The following is a 14,826-nucleotide window of genomic DNA, read 5'->3' on the forward strand; positions in this document are numbered from 1 at the left end:
GGGCGGCGGGCTTTTGCCGCACGGACCGGAGGCGGGCGCCCCGTCCGCCGCTGCGGGCACCACGCTGAAACTAGGCCGGAACGGGCCTGGTGCGCGCCAGCGCCATGACTTCGCGCGCAGGCAGGTGCTTCAGGCGGTGGTCGCTCCACACCTGGCGCCAGCGCCGCGCGCCGGGCAGGCCGTGGCGCAGGCCCAGCATGTGGCGGGCGATTGCATACCAATGCGTGCCATGGGTGGCGGCCTCGCGCTCCATGTACTCCACCATCTGCTCCTCGACCTCTTCGCGCGTGAGGGCACTTGGCGCCGCGCCAAAGAACAGCTCGTCCCAGCGTGCCAGCCACCAGGGGTTGTGATAGGCCTCGCGGCCCACCATCACGCCGTCCACCAGCGCCAGCTGCTCCTGCACCGCCGCGTCGGCCTGAAAGCCGCCATTGATGGCGATCGTCAGCCGCGGAAAGTCGTCCTTGAGCCGCGCCGCCACCTCGTAGCGCAGCGGCGGAATCTCGCGGTTTTCCTTTGGGGACAGGCCCTTGAGCCAGGCATTGCGCGCGTGCACGATGAAGACCTTGCACCCGGCCTCGGCCACGGTGCCGACAAAGTCGCGCACAAAGCTGTAGTCCTCGCCCTGGTCTATGCCTATGCGGTGCTTGACGGTGACGGGCACATCCACCACGTCCACCATGGCCTTGACGCAGTCGGCCACCAGGCGAGGCTCGTTCATCAGGCAGGCGCCGAAGGCACCGCGCTGCACGCGCTCGCTCGGGCAGCCGCAGTTGAGGTTGATCTCGTCATAGCCCCAGTCCTGCCCCAGACGCGCACTGTGCGCCAGATCGGCCGGCTCGCTGCCGCCCAGTTGCAGTGCCACCGGGTGCTCGGGCGCGTCAAAGCGCAGATGGCGTGCCACGTCGCCATGCACCAGGGCGCCGGTGGTCACCATCTCGGTATAGAGCAGCGTGTGACGCGACAGCAGGCGGTGCAGGTGGCGGCAATGCTTGTCCGTCCAGTCCATCATCGGCGCCACGCTCATGCGCCAGGGGTTGTGTTTTTCTGTAGAGGCAGCGCCGTCCGTGGCGCGCTGGGTCGATTCATCCATGCCCCGATTGTCCCACCAGCGCCTGGGCCAGGCCGCTGGCGCGCTCGGTGGGCTGGCCGGCCGCCTGGGCCAGCAGGCCGGGGTGCTGCTCGACCAGCGTGAAGCTGCTGCGCGCGCGCGTGATGCCGGTATAGACCAGCTCGCGCGAGAGCAGCGGCCCGCAGCCGGCGGGCAGGACCAGGGCGGTGTGGGCAAATTCCGAGCCCTGGCTTTTGTGCACCGTCATGGCGAACGCCGTTTCCACCTGCGGCAATCGCGTGGGGGCCACGGAATGCAGTTCCTCGCCCTGCAGAAAGAACACACGCAGCGCGTGGCCCGGGGCGCTTGCCGGCAGGGCGATGCCGATGTCGCCATTGAACACGCCCTGCTGCGGGTCGTTGCGCGTGACCATGACCGGCCGCCCCGCGTACCAGGCGCCGGGGCGGGGCGGGATGGCACCGGCCTGCGCCAGGGACTGCTCCACGGCACGGTTCAGGCCCTGAACGCCCCAGTCGCCCGCGCGCACGGCGCACAGCAGGCGAAAGCGCTCGAAGGCCTGCAGCACGGCGCGCACCCAGTCGGCGTGGGTGGACTCAAACCCTGGCGTGGCGGCGGCCTGGGCCACGCTGGGCCAGCGCGCCAGCTCCCGGGCATAGTCGGCATAGCTGGCGCAGTCCGCGCGGCCGGGCCAGGCGAGCCTGACGGCCTGCTCGGGCGTGCCGCCGCCGATCTGCGCCACGGCGCCGCTGGCATCGCCCTGCAGCACGGCCAGGGCGCGTACGGCGTCGCCGGCGTTCACGGCCTGGGCCAGTTGACCGATAGGCCCGCCAAAACGCCGGCTGGCGCGCAGCATGGTGATGTGCTGCGCCAGTGCAGGGGCGGCCCCCTGGGCCTGGAAGGCGGGGGGGACGGCCTCACCCGCCACACGGGCCAGCCAGTCCACGGTGGCGGTGCTGTAGCGGCCGGCCTGCGCGTCCTGGCACAGGTCGCCGAGCACGGCGCCGGCCTCCACGGAGGCGAGCTGGTCCTTGTCGCCCAGCAGCACCAGGCGGGCGCCGGGCGGCAGCGCGGCGAGCAGGGCGGCCATCATCTCCAGGTGGATCATGGACGCCTCGTCGACGATGAGCATGTCCACCTCCAGCGGCCGCCCCGCGTGGTGGCCAAAATGCCGCGTGCCCGGCCTTGCGCCCAGCAGCGAGTGCAGGGTGCGCGCCGCGCCCACGCGCTGCACCAGGGCCGCCAGGTCCAGCGCCGACCCCACCTGCGGCTGCAGCGCGCCCAGGGCCTGGTCTATGGACTGCTTGAGCCGCGCCGCCGCCTTGCCCGTGGGCGCGGCCAGGGCCACGCGCAGCTGGTCGGGCTGGGCGGCGGTGGCAAAGAGCAGCGCCAGCAGGCGCGCGGCGGTATAGGTTTTGCCCGTGCCGGGGCCGCCGGTGATGATGGACAGGCGACCGCGCAGCGCCAGCGCGCAGGCAATCTTTTGCCAGTCGGGGCCCGCGGATGCCTCCGCCGGGGGCGGAAAGAAGCGGTCGAGCCAGGTGCGCGCGGCTGCCTCGTCGATGGCCTGTTCCTGCTGCCCCGGCTCGCTGCGCGCCGCCAGGTGTTGCGCCACGGCCTGCTCGTGCTGCCAGTAGCGGCGCAGGTAGAGGCGCGGCGCGCTGCCATTGGCCTGTGCCAGCACCAGGGGCTGGCCCTGGTCATGGGCAGCGTCCTCGTCCTGCCCGGCCAAGCGCACCCAGGGGCAGGCGCGCAGGGCGGCCACCCATTCGGCCAGGCGCTGGGGTAGCTCGCCCCACAGGGCGGGCAGCTGGGCCAGGGCCTCGGGCTTGTCGTCGGGCGCGCCCAGCAAGTCCTGCGGCGCAGGCAAGAGCTGCGCCAGCGGCAGGCAGCTATGCCCCCGCCCCTCCATCTGCGCCAGCAGGGCGCAGGCCACCAGCACGCAGGGCGCGGCATCGGGCTGGCGCGCGTGCAGCTCGGCGGCCAGGGCGGTGTCGATATGGCGCAGCAGGCCCGCGTCGGTCAGCGCGCGCAGGGTGGCGAGGGTGGCCGCTGGCGTCAGGGCCGGGCTGGGCTCGGGCGCGTCGGCAAACAGGTCCAGCGTGGTGCGGTCGTGGTGGCGAGGGTGGGCGAGCATTTTGCTATCGTATACGTAGCTGACAGAAGTTGATGGATGATTGGTGGAGCCCGTTTTTGCTAGAACTCACGCCAACCCAAGATGCCGTTCAAAGAACGCAATCGCTATGTTCAGCGCGAGTAGCCTCCTATGACGAGTTGATCGCACACTTGTTGTAAGTAAACAAACGTAATCTAATCGGCGAGGAGGTGAACGGATGCAATCGAAACAACACAGGTCTGATGCCAGTACAGAGGCTGGGACATACGCTGCAGGGCTTGAGGGCCAGCAGGCCTACAACGACCGTGTGGCATATGGCGCAGGAGCTCCAATTTACGACGACGCACACAACGTCATCGCCAACAACGCCAGCGGCGGCGCAGGTTACTTTGCGGAGGCGCATCACACTGCTTCACTCAATATCGACGCCAAATATCAAGGTCTCGACTTCAGTGCTGAACGTTTGGGTAGCACTGCGTTTGGCTCGCCGGATATCGTTGTGGCCGGTGTCCAATTCAATCCAAAGTTCTACCAGACCGCGCAAGACTCGTACAACGCTGGCGCTCAGTTGATAAACGATGGTGGCACCATCACCGCCAAATATGCCGACCAGATCATTGTTGTCCCATCCGACCAGTTGGCCCAAGTCCAGCAGTTGCACAGCCAAGCGATCGCGGAGGCATATGCGTCGAACGACGTTCAGAGTGCACATGCGCTGGAGTCGATTCAGTATGCCGATCGCATCGACTATGGTGGAGCCCAATCCCTGCCCTTGAGTTACGCCGATGCACAAGAGGGAGCGGAAGGCATCCGCGATGGTGTTCTCCCAGGATATGTGGGTGAGGACTCGACCTTGCTTGGCAATGTGGGGGAAGGCGCTTTACTGGCAGTAGCCGTTGCACTGGCGACGTCCATCGGTCCGCAATTGATGTCAGATGTAGCAGAAACACTGCGGGGCAGGATCAAACCAGCAGAGCTCACTGAACGGTTGAAAGAGAATTTGACGACCGCCCAAATTCGAACCGAAGCAGGCTGGGCCTTGTCGCGTGGTGGTGCCGCAGCGGCCCTATCTGCACTTGATGCAATTGATCCTTTCGGCGCTGCGTTACTGGCCAACTTGTTGATGGATGCCGTAAAGCTCAGTCAATCGGTCAGGAACGGGGAAATTGAGCCCGGAAAATTTGGCGGGGAGTTTCTAGAACAAGCGAAATCCCGTATGGGCTACACCACGCTGACGGCAGGCGCTTATTGGGTTGCTGGGCCTTTGGGGTTATTGGTTCCCATCATTGTGAAGCGGATGGTGGGTGACGTGGAATCTCAACGAAAAATCTTGAACGCCTGGAAACAAACTAGAACGGCCTTTCGTGCCGATTTTGAATCTCGTATCCGTGGCGTCGCACTCGTGGAACAGATCGGCCAGCACTATCGGAATACAGAGGCGTCTAACAAGGCAAGCACGAGAAATCTAAAAGCAATTGAACAGGACGTTGCCAATATTGCCAAGCTATTGAGCTTTCGTCCTGGTTCCCTAAAGTAGGTGGATGAATGAGCGTCAAGCGTTCCAGCGGAGTTTCCATCACAAGGGAAACAGCCAAAGAATTTGGACTTCAGCTAAGCCGCAAAGACCATAATATTGATTTAAAAAAACTGGCTGCCACCGCGCGTAAGGCTATTGATGGGAGTGAGAAATCACTGAAGGTGGCTGGTGATATTGCAAATGGCAATTTCATTGCGCGGTTGTGGAATTCTGGCAAATTTGCTCAGAACGTCGTCGATTCAATTGGTCATATTCGCGATATTTCGCAGGTCAATCTTGCGCTGAGCGCAGTTTGCAATGATTTGGCCACGAGCAACCTTCTGCATGCAGAGAAGATAGATGCCAATCATCGAGAAATCAGTCAGCAGCTTGAAGCTGTTAGACAATTGACCGAGGGATTGCTGGAGCACTTGCGCGCCTCACGCGAAACAGCTTTGCTGCAACCTATTGTGCAGGGGCTCGGCCAAGTAGATGCTGCAGATAGGGACGCTTTACATGGATGGCTGCGGTCATTCTCCGAAACGATCGACATGCAGCATCATACCCTGCAAGACGAGATAAAAAAGATTGCAAAGCAATCCGAATTTGCTGCAGGTGCCCCGAAAATAATCCAAGAAAAATTGGACTTACTCGGGAGTGCTCTTCAAGAACTGAGTGATCACTCCAGTCGTATTGAAGTTGAGAAAAATCGGCTGGAAGAAAATATACGGAACAAGGAGGCGGAGTATGATCGACAATTGATTCTTTTTGGCTCTGAAATATCTATCCAAAAAGATCTTGTCGCGCAGCGCTTTCAGGCATTTGACGCCGCATTGCGTCAATCCCATGCGAAACTTGGTGATGGTGTAAGTCAATTGAGAGATTGCCTTGAATTCACAAAGAAACAACTGGCAGCAGAGCGAAAAAATCGCGAGGATCAGGATGCCTTGATGTTGCAAACATTGCAGCAGCGTGAGCATGCTCTGCGTCTCACTATCGGTGCGTTAAATTCCCACTGGCTTAATCGCCTGTTTTGGGTTGGGGGAGTACTTTTGCTGGGGCAAGTTGCTGCATTCACTTATCTTTTGGTTTATATGGGAAACAGATAACACGCCAAAATGGGCGGTCTCAACTCCGAAGTGCAACACCCGCACCCGGGGTAATGTACGGCAATGCGCAGGATGGTTCTCGCCGCCTCGGCGTGCCAAGCTTCTTGGTGCAACTCATGGGAAAGTGTAAGCTATCAAAATTATAGCTTATTGCGCTTTATTCATGAACGTCACGAACTGTTTTTATAGTCGCTCCAGATCCGAGAGCAACTCCAGCGGCGCCTCTTCCACGTACAGCCCCTGCACCGGTCCGTCGATGCCGCGCAGAAACCAGTACAGCGCGCCGCCGAGCTGCGCCTCGGGCTCGTAGGCTGCGCCCAGGCGCTGGCGCAGCAGGCGGTGCAGGGCCAGCAGGTAGAGGGCGGCCTGCACGTCGTAGCGGTGGGCCAGCATGGCGGCCTGCAGGTGCTGGCTGTGGTAGCTGGCGGCATCTGGCCCCAGGCGGTTGCTTTTGTAGTCCAGCACCCAGTAGCGGCCCGCATGGGCAAAGACCAGGTCGGCAAAGCCCATGAGCATGCCGTGCAGGCTGCGCTCAGGAAGCTCCGGGCGCGGCTGGCCGGGCAGGATGTGGCGGCGGCACAGGGCGTCGATCTGGGCGGCGGGCAGGTCTTGCACGGGCAGCCAGAACTCCATTTCGGCCAGGCGCTGGTGGCTGGGGTCTGCCTGCAGCTGGGCCAGGCTGGTGCCCAAGGGAGCCAGGGGCTGGGCCAGGGCGGCTGTCAGCCAGGCCTGCAGATCGGCGGCCTGGGCGCTGCTGTAGCCGGCGCGCTGGCAGCGGCGCTCCAGCTGACCGGCCAGGCTGGGGTTGTCCGCCAGGGCAAAGCCTTCGCTGCTCAGCCATTCGAGCTGGTCGTGGATGAAGTTGCCCACCAGCGGCCCGCCGGGAAAGCGGTGCCAGGGGGCTTGTGCGCCGGTGTTGGCCGGGGTGATGGCGGTGACGCTGGCAGGTTCGTCGTCCGCCGGGCGCAGCGGGGCGGTGGGCAGGGCCTGGGGCAGATCCTCCGGCAGATCCTGCAGCGGCTCGGGTGCGCCCGCGTGTGCGGCCATGTCCATGCCGCGCACCAGAGCCGAGAAGCTGCCTATGCCCCAGCGCCGGTCAAAGTCGGCGCTGTAGGCCGGGGCTGGCGGCAGCACGGCCGCGTCGGCCGGGGGTGGCAGGCGGGTGAGGGCGGGCTCCGCCGGTGCGGGGGTGCAGAGGCTGTGGGCCTGGCGCGCGCAGAAGTCCTGCAGCGCCTTGATCCAGTCCTGCGCGCTGCGCGGGTCGTCGCCGGCCAGCAGGTAGCCGCTGGCGCTGCGCTGGTTCACGCAGGCCTTGTCTTTGCCCCGGCGCAGCGGCCCCCAGCCCAGCCACAGGGCGTGGCGGGCGCGCGTGAGGGCGACGTAGAACAGGCGCAGGTCTTCGCGCAGGCGCTCTTTGTCGGCCTGCTGCAGATCGGCGTCGGAATAGTCCAGGCGCAGCACATGGCCGCCGCCGGGTTGCGGCAGGCGCACCAGCGGGGTGCCGCGCCGCTCGATCGGTCGGTAGCTGGCGGCAAACGGAATGCACACCAGCGGGTATTCCAGCCCCTTGCTTTTGTGGATGGTGACGACCTTGACCAGGTCGGCGTCGCTCTCCAGGCGCAGGGTCTGGGCGTCGCCGTCCTGGGCGGGCTGGGCGATTTGCTCGGCCAGCCAGCGGATCAGCGCGTGCTCGCCCTCGAGCGTGGCGCTGGCGTCCTGCAGCAGCTCGGCCAGGTGCAGCACATTGGTCAGGCGGCGCTCGCCGTTGCCGTCCTCGCCCTGCAGCCAGCGCGCGGGCAGGCCCAGGCGGTGCAGGCTGTGGCGCACCAGGGCCAGCACGCCCTGGCGCTGCCAGATGCCGTGCAGCTGGCGCAGCAGCTCGCTGGCGGCGTCGAGCAGCGCGTCGTCCTGCGCCAGTTGCTCCAGCGTGGCCAGGGGCAGATCGAGCAGTCGCGTGGCCAGGGCCGCGCGCAGGCAGCGCAGATCGAGCGGCGCTGCCACGGCGCGCAGCCACAGCAGCAGGTCTTGCGCCTCGTCGCTTGCCAGCACCGATTCGCGCTCGGACAGATAGACCGAGGCCACGCCGCGGCGCTGCAGCTCGGCGCGCACGGCGTCGGCCTCTTTGCGGCTGCGCACCAGGATGGCGATGTCGCTGGCCTTGACGCGGGCAAAGCCCTTGTCGGGGTGGGCAAAGCCGGCGCTGGGGTCGGCAAGCCATTGCACGATTTGCTCGGCGCAGCATTGCGCCAGGTGGGATTGCAGCTCGTCACCCTTGAGCGGTTCGCCGTCCGCGCCGCCGTGGTGGACGATGTGCAGCGCAGGCGCGGGCCTGCCCTCTACCTCAAAGCGCTCCTTGCGGCCCTGGGCGGCCACGGGGGTGAAGGGCAGGGGGTTGTGGGCCTGGCCGTCCTGCCATTGCCGAAAGCGGAAGGCTCCGCTGCCGGGGCGGCCCTCGGCGCTGGCAAACCAGTGGTTGACGGCGTCGACCAGCGCCTGGGTGGAGCGGTAGTTGGTACCCAGCGCGTAGTGGCGCCCGGCGGTGGCCTGGCGCGCCTCTAGGTAGCTGTAAATGTCGGCGCCGCGAAAGCCGTAGATGGACTGCTTGGGGTCGCCGATCAGAAGCAGGGCGCTGTCCGCGCTGCTCTCTGCCGTGCGGTAGATCTGGTCGAAGAGTCGGTATTGCAGCGGCGAGGTGTCTTGGAATTCATCGACCAGCGCCACCGGGTACTGCGCCAGGATGGACGCACGCAGCCGCGCGCCGTGCGGCCCGGCCAGGGCGGCGTTCAGGCGTCTGAGCATGTCGGCAAAGCCGAACGTGCCCGCCTGCTGCTTGAGCCAGCGCAGGCGCTCTTGCACCCGCACGGCCGCGTGCTGGCGCAGCGCCGGGGCCAGCTGGGGCAGCTCGTCCAGTGCGGCCAGCAGCTCGGCCAGGGCCTGGGCGGCGCTGTGCAGGGTGACGGGCACATCGCCACTGCGCGCATCGTCGAGGCCTGCGGGGGTGAGGCGGGTGGCGCCGGTGGCCAATGTTTCGGCCAGATCGGGATGGGGGGCGGCGGCCCAGTCGCGCAGTGCTTTCAGCCAAACCTTGTAGCGGCCCGCCTGCAGCTTGCGGCCGTTCCAGGCCGATTTGTTGTTGGCCAGCTCGCCGTCGAGCCAGTCCTCGAACTGCTGCGCGCGCTCGGCCCAGCCCGCGGCCAGGGCGGCCAGCTGCGCGCTGCGCTCGGCCTGGATGCGTTCGACCAGCGCGCCCGCATCGCCCGCGCCCCGTTCGGCGGGCAGGGGTTCGTCGATCAGCGCATTCATGTCGGTGGCCAGGGCGTCCACCGTGGGCCACACGCCCAGCACGGCCTCCAGCGCATCCGGCCCCAGCGGGTAGACCTGTTGGCGCCAGTAGTCCTGCGCGGCCTCGGTGCGGCGCTGGGCCTCGTCGGCCTCCAGGGTTTCGTCAAACAGGTTGCCGCTGTCGAAGGCGTGCTCGCGCAGCATGCGCTGGCACCAGGCGTCTATGGTGTGGATGGCGGCCTCGTCCATGCCCTCGGCCGCGAGCTGCAGGCGCCAGGCGGCGGCCTCGCGCGCCGGGCCGGCGGGGTAGGCGGCCAGCAGGCCCTGCAGCAGGGCGTCGTTGTCCGGCACTTCCTGCGTGCCACGAAAGCAGGCCAGGGCCTGGACCAGGCGCGCGCGGATGCGGTCGGTGAGCTCGCGCGTGGCGGCGCGCGTGAACGTCATCACCAAAATGTCCTGCGGCGTCAGGGGGCGGGCAAAGCCGCTCTCGTCGCCATGGCCCAGCACCAGGCGCAGGTAGAGCGCGGCAATCGTCCAGGTCTTGCCGGTGCCGGCGCTGGCCTCGATCAGGCGGCTGCCGTGCAGGGGGAAGGTGAGGGGGTGGAGGGGGTGGCTCATGGTGTGGTTCAGAGGCTTGCACGATGGCATCAGCGCCCATGCACCGCCTTCCAGGCGTGGTATTCGGACGGGCGCAGGCCGTAGCGCGCCAGCACGCCCTCGTGCAGGCGGCGCAGCTCCTGGATGAGCAGCGCCTGCAGGTCGGCCTGCTCGGCGGCTGGCACCTGGGCGGCGACGGCCTGCTGGATATGGGCCAGGGGCTCGCGCTCGGGCTGGGTGATGAGCTCGCGCAGCGTGTGTTTGATGAAGTCGCGCCAGGCCAGGCGCAGCGGGTCGGGCTCGGCCAGGTCTTGCTTGATGGCCAGGTACTCGTGGGTGGAGCGCTCGTAGGCCCAGACGTAGAGGTCGCGCAGCAGCTCCACGCGGGTCATCTCGTACACGCCCAGGGTGGCGCGGCTGTAGGCGGCGGCGGGCACGTCCAGAAAGGTGAGCGGGCACAGGTTGGCGCGAAACAGCGGCAGGTTGGCCGCCAGGCGCGCGGTGCGCTTGTTGCCGTCGGCAAAGGGCTGCAGATAGGGCAGGTGCACCAGCATGAAAAAGGATTGCTCGAACGGGTCGGCAATCTGCCCAGCCTTGGCGAGCAGCAGGTCGAGCGCGTCGTCGATCTGCTGCGGCGTGGACAGCGGTCGGTACACGCTGTGGCTGATATCGACAGCGTGCTGGCGCGTGCGCCCTTCGTCGGCGGGGTTGGGCAGCAGGTTTTCCGTGAGCGCGCTGTGCAGGTTGAGCAAGGTGTAGCGGTTGTAGGCGACGCTGTCGATGTTGGCCACGAGCAGCTCGATGGCGGTCTTGTGGTTCAGGATCATCTGCGTCTCGAACACCGCCTTGCCCTGGGCGGCACGGCCTTGTTCGATGAGGGTGCGGGTGTCCAGGCGCGAATAGGAGTTGCCCTCGAGGTGGCTCGATGCCCAGGACAGATCGATCAGCAGACGGTTGAGGATGGCGCCGCTGTAGGTGCCCGCGGGTGCATCGAGCGCCGTCGTGGCACCCATCTTGTGCAGCTGGCGGCGCAGGGGCTCGCTCAGGTAGCTGGTGGCGTTGGGGCGGTAGGCATCGAGAAAGTCGCGCTGGTAGCCCACGGGCTTGCGCGCCAGCGGGGGCTGGTCGATGTAGGCGAGGATGTCCTGGCTGTCGGCGGAGGTGGTGATGTAGGGCGGAAATGGCTCTGCGCCCGCGCTGGGTTCGGCCACCCGGTGGATGGGGGAGGGGGAAACCGCACCAACGGCGCCAGATGCATAAATTGCGCCAACTGCGCCAAAGTACCGCCGCGCCCGGCCTTCACCACGGGCCTGGATCTGGCCATTGGCAATCCACTGTGCAATCTGGCGCTGTACGCTGCGCCGCGCCATGCCGGGATGGGCCTGCAACAACTGCGCCAGGGACAGGCCCTGGGGGGCGGAGGCAATGCTGTGCAGAAGGTTGGATGGGGAAGGCATTGTGAATGAATTCTGGCGCAGTTGGCGCTATTGTGGCGCAGTTTTGCGAATTGCGCCAACCGCGCCATAAGGCTATGCATCGGCGGCCAGCGCCCGTGCCTCCACGCATTCCCTGCACCACTGCAGCAGCCCCTGCAAGGCCATGGGCGCCAGGTCCTCGAACTGCCCGTCGGCCGTCAGCGCCGCGAAGTCGGGGTACAGGCGCTGCCAGTAGGCGTCGATCTCGGGTGCGGGTTTGTTGTCAAAACCGCCTTCGTAGGCCGTCCAGGCGGCGTCAATGTCCTTTTCCAGCAGCGCCAGCGCGGTCTTGAAGGGCAGCGGCAGGGGCGCGGCCTGGCCCTGTTGCCACAGGGCGAGCAGGGCGTCGAGCTGGCTGCGCGCGGCGTCTGGTTCCATGGGGCTGATGGCCAGGCTGTGGCCCAGGCCGACGACGACGCCTGCCACGCGCTGGCCGCAGGCGGCGGCGGCCAGGCTGCGCAGGTAGTGGGGCAGGAGCTTGTCGGGGCGGGGCTGCGGGCCGCTCTTGGCGTCGTCCACGGCCAGGTGGCGCGGGTCTATGTCTATCCAGGTGGGCAGCTCACAACTTAGGGCATCGGCGCGCAGCCACAGCGGCGGCAGCCAGTCCTGCAGCAGGGTGTCGGCGTGGCGGTAGTCGAGCGGCAGGGCCGGGGCGCTGTGCGGGTATTGCGCGCGCAGCTGCGACCAGTGCCGCAGGCCGGGCAGCAGCTCGGCCTGCAGATGATCTGCAGCGCGCTGGCCCAGGCCCGCCAGGGGCAGGCGGCCGCTGCCTTGCAGGCGCGCCACATGGGTGGCCAGGGACTGCGTGATGCTGCCCGGTGCGTCGTTGCCCGTCGCCTGCGCCAGCCAGTGGCTGCAGACCTGCTGCTGCAGCTCGGCGAGCAGCTGGTAGTTGTCCAGGCCGTCCAGGTGGAAGGGCTCCTCGTCGGCCAGGGCCTCGTCGGCGTCATCAAAAAATACCTGCAGGCGCTGCTGGAAGAAGGCGCGCGCCGGGTGGCGCAGCCAGCCTTGCAGCTGGCGCAGGGTGAGCGGGGAGGGAGTAGAGGTCGATATTTGAGATGAAACTGGCCTCTCACGCCCGTCCAGCAAGCGCGAGAAGCTATCAAATTCGGAGTTGTCTGCCTCGCTGCCATGGGCGGCGCGCCATTCCCGAGCGTGGGTGTGCAGGGGCGATCCAGCCTCGAAGTAGGCGCGGCTGAAGGGCTGCAGCGGGTGGTGGCTGCTGCGCTCAGAGAGCAGTGCGTCGTCCCCGGCACCTTCGCCGCGCCAGCCCGCAGCCAGGTAGTCGCGCAGCTGGGCGACGAGCACCGAGGGCGGCTCCATGGTGTTGTCGCGCAGGTTCTGACCGGTCCAGCTCAGGTAGAGCTGGCGCCGCGCCGAGAGCAGGGCGTCGAGCATGAGCTGGCGGTCGTCGTCGCGGCGGGCGCGGTCGCCGGGGCGGTACTGGCCGCGCTCGGCCATCAGGTCGAAGTCGCTGCGCGGCGCGCGGCGCGGGTAGTCGCCCTCGTTCATGCCCAAGAGGCACACCACCTCGAACGGAATGGCGCGCATGGGCATGAGGGTGCAGAACGTGACGCCGCCGGCGCGAAAGCGCTGCTGCAGCGTGGGCGCGTCCAGCACCGTGAGCCAGGCGGCCTGTGCCACGGCCAGGGGGATGGGCGCGTCGAACCCGGCCTGGTCGCAGTCCTGCAACCAGGCGTTGAGCGCGTCGTGCAGCTGCGCCAGCACGGCGCGCTCGGCCTCGGTCTGCGCGGCAAACAGCGCCTGCAGCAGGGCGCGCAGCTGCGCCGCCCACTGCAGCGGCGTGGCCTCCTGCCGGCCCTGCTGCCACCAGTCCTGCAGCACCTGCAGGACCGTGGCCAGGGCGCCGGCCAGTTCTGCCGACAGCCCCCCCACCTCGTCGTAGGGCTCCACGCCCTCCCAGGCGGGGCCGGCGCCGCTGGCGTAGCCCAGCAGCATGCGGCGCAGGCCGAACCAGGCGCTGTTGTCCTCGCCGCAGGCGGCCAGGTCCAGGCTGGCGCGGTGCTCGGCGTGCAGGCCCCAGCGTATGCCCGCGCCCTGCATCCAGGTGATGAGCTGGGGCAGGTCTTCGGCGGCCAGGCCCAGGCGCTGGGCCACGGCGCCCACCTGCAGCAGGTCGCACAGCTGCGACAGGTGCAGGCGCTGGCGCGGCAGCTGCAGCAGCCATTGCAGCGCGGCGACCAGGGGGCTGGTCTGGCGCGCGCTCAGGTCGGCGATGTCAAACGGAATATGGCGCGCGTCGTGGCGCGGGTACTGGCCGAACACGGCGCGAATCGCCGGGGCGGCCGTCTGCACGTCGGGCAGCATGACGACGATGTCACGCGGCTGCAGTGGCGCCTGTCCGGGCGCGGGCGGGGCGGCCAGCAGGTCGAGCAGCTGGTCGTGCAGCACCTCGAGCTCGCGCACCAGGCTGTGCGCGCTGTGAAAGACGATGGAGCGGTCGCTGGCGGCGATGCGCTCTTCCGGCCGCAGGCTGCGCGGGTGCTCGGCCAGCGGCAGCAGGTCGCGGATGCTGCGCTGCACCTGTTCGAGCAGCGTGCCCTCATGGGCCGGAGCATCGTCGTACAGATCGACGCGCGGCCAGTCGAGCTGCGCGGCCATCTGCAGCGTGGTGTCGAAGGCGTCGAGCTGGCGCACCGTGTCGCGGCTCTGGCGGCCCCAGGCGGCCAGCAGCGGGTGGGCGTGGGCGTGCATGGCCTCGAGCGGCACGGCGGCCAGGTCGCGCCCGCCGCGCAGGGGGTGGCGGCGCTGCGCCTGGCGCAGCAGCTCGCGCCCGTCAATCGCGTCGGCCCAATGAAAGCGGCAGGGGTTGGGCACGGCCAGCAGCACCTGGCTGTGCCGCGCCAGCGCGGCCAGCAGTTGCAACAGGGACAGCGGCATGTGCGACAGGCCGAACACCACCACGCGCCGCGCCACCGGCTGCGCGGGCGCCTGGCCGGCCTGCAGGTGCGCGAGCACGCGCGCGAGTACCGCACCGCGGGCGCCGGCGCGCTCCTGCTCCGTCAGGTCGGCCTGCAGCGCCTGCCACAGCGCGCATTGCCACTCCTGGCCCTCGGGCAGGGGGCGGTTGTCCTGGCCGGGCTGGGTCAGCACCGCGCGGCCCGCGCTCCATTCAGCCAGCCAGTCGCCACGGTAGATCTGGTACTGGTCGTACAGGTCCGCCAGGCGCTGGGCCAGCTGCAACAGGCGCTCGGGCTCACCAGGGCGCAGGTATTGGGACAGCGGGGCGTAGAGGGGGGCGTGTACGAGCGTGGGCAGCAGCCGCAGCAGGCGCCAGACCAGCGGCGCCTTGTCCAGCGCGGAGCTTGCCGGCACGGCCACGCGCCCCAGCACCTGGCGGCAGGTGCGCCAGACAAAGCGCGCGGGCAACTCCACCTGCGCGGCGGCGCAAATGCCCTGCTGGCCGGCGAGCTGCATCTTCACCCACTCGGCCATGCCGTTGCTTTGCACCAGCACGACCTCGCTCTCCAGCGGCTCCAAGGGGTGCTGCTGCAGCCAGGCGGCGACGGTGTCGAGCAGCTGGTCGGTGCGGTTGCTGTGCAGGGCGATGAGGCCGGGCGGGCAGGCTGTGGGCATGAACAGGGGGGATGAAGAGGGGGATGATGGGCAGGAACCATGAAGCGTAGCGCACGCCGGGTGGG

7 protein-coding genes are annotated in these 14,826 nt (G+C 67.7%); 2 read left to right on the plus strand and 5 right to left on the minus strand.

Annotation, left to right across the window (positions count from 1 at the left end; all coding sequences use genetic code 11):
* Positions 1 to 70: 70 nt before the first annotated feature.
* Both dusA and recD read right to left on the minus strand, forming a co-directional pair.
* Entirely contained in the window at positions 71 to 1,027 is a 957-nt protein-coding gene (gene dusA, locus ABUE11_RS08365; RefSeq protein ID WP_367068786.1) for a tRNA dihydrouridine(20/20a) synthase DusA, read from the minus strand.
* A 58-nt stretch (positions 1,028 to 1,085) separates the two neighbouring features.
* Positions 1,086 to 3,206 (minus strand): exodeoxyribonuclease V subunit alpha, encoded by a 2,121-nt coding sequence (recD, locus tag ABUE11_RS08370; RefSeq protein WP_367068585.1) that lies wholly within the window; start codon positions 3,204 to 3,206, stop codon positions 1,086 to 1,088.
* 196 nt (positions 3,207 to 3,402) lie between these two features.
* Between recD and ABUE11_RS08375 the strand changes: the two genes are divergently transcribed.
* The gene (locus ABUE11_RS08375; protein ID WP_367068586.1) at positions 3,403 to 4,722 is read left to right on the plus strand and encodes a hypothetical protein; all 1,320 of its coding nucleotides are present in this window, start codon (positions 3,403 to 3,405) and stop codon (positions 4,720 to 4,722) included.
* 8 nt (positions 4,723 to 4,730) lie between these two features.
* A complete protein-coding gene (locus ABUE11_RS08380) occupies positions 4,731 to 5,810 on the plus strand; it encodes a hypothetical protein (RefSeq protein WP_367068587.1) in 1,080 nt (359 codons plus the stop codon).
* Between the two features lie 183 nt (positions 5,811 to 5,993).
* Here ABUE11_RS08380 and recB read toward each other — a convergent pair whose 3' ends face one another.
* The 3 genes from recB to recC form a co-directional block, all read right to left on the minus strand.
* Entirely contained in the window at positions 5,994 to 9,710 is a 3,717-nt protein-coding gene (gene recB, locus ABUE11_RS08385; protein ID WP_367068588.1) for an exodeoxyribonuclease V subunit beta, read from the minus strand.
* A 29-nt stretch (positions 9,711 to 9,739) separates the two neighbouring features.
* Positions 9,740 to 11,146 carry a Fic family protein gene (locus tag ABUE11_RS08390; RefSeq protein ID WP_367068589.1) on the minus strand — a complete coding sequence of 469 codons (1,407 nt, stop codon included), beginning with the start codon at positions 11,144 to 11,146 and terminating at the stop codon, positions 9,740 to 9,742.
* Between the two features lie 72 nt (positions 11,147 to 11,218).
* Positions 11,219 to 14,761, minus strand: a complete 3,543-nt coding sequence (gene recC / locus ABUE11_RS08395; protein ID WP_367068590.1) for an exodeoxyribonuclease V subunit gamma — start codon at positions 14,759 to 14,761, stop codon at positions 11,219 to 11,221.
* Positions 14,762 to 14,826: the final 65 nt, after the last annotated feature.

The organism is Oryzisolibacter sp. LB2S, from assembly GCF_040732315.1.
GTDB lineage: Bacteria > Pseudomonadota > Gammaproteobacteria > Burkholderiales > Burkholderiaceae_C > Alicycliphilus > Alicycliphilus soli.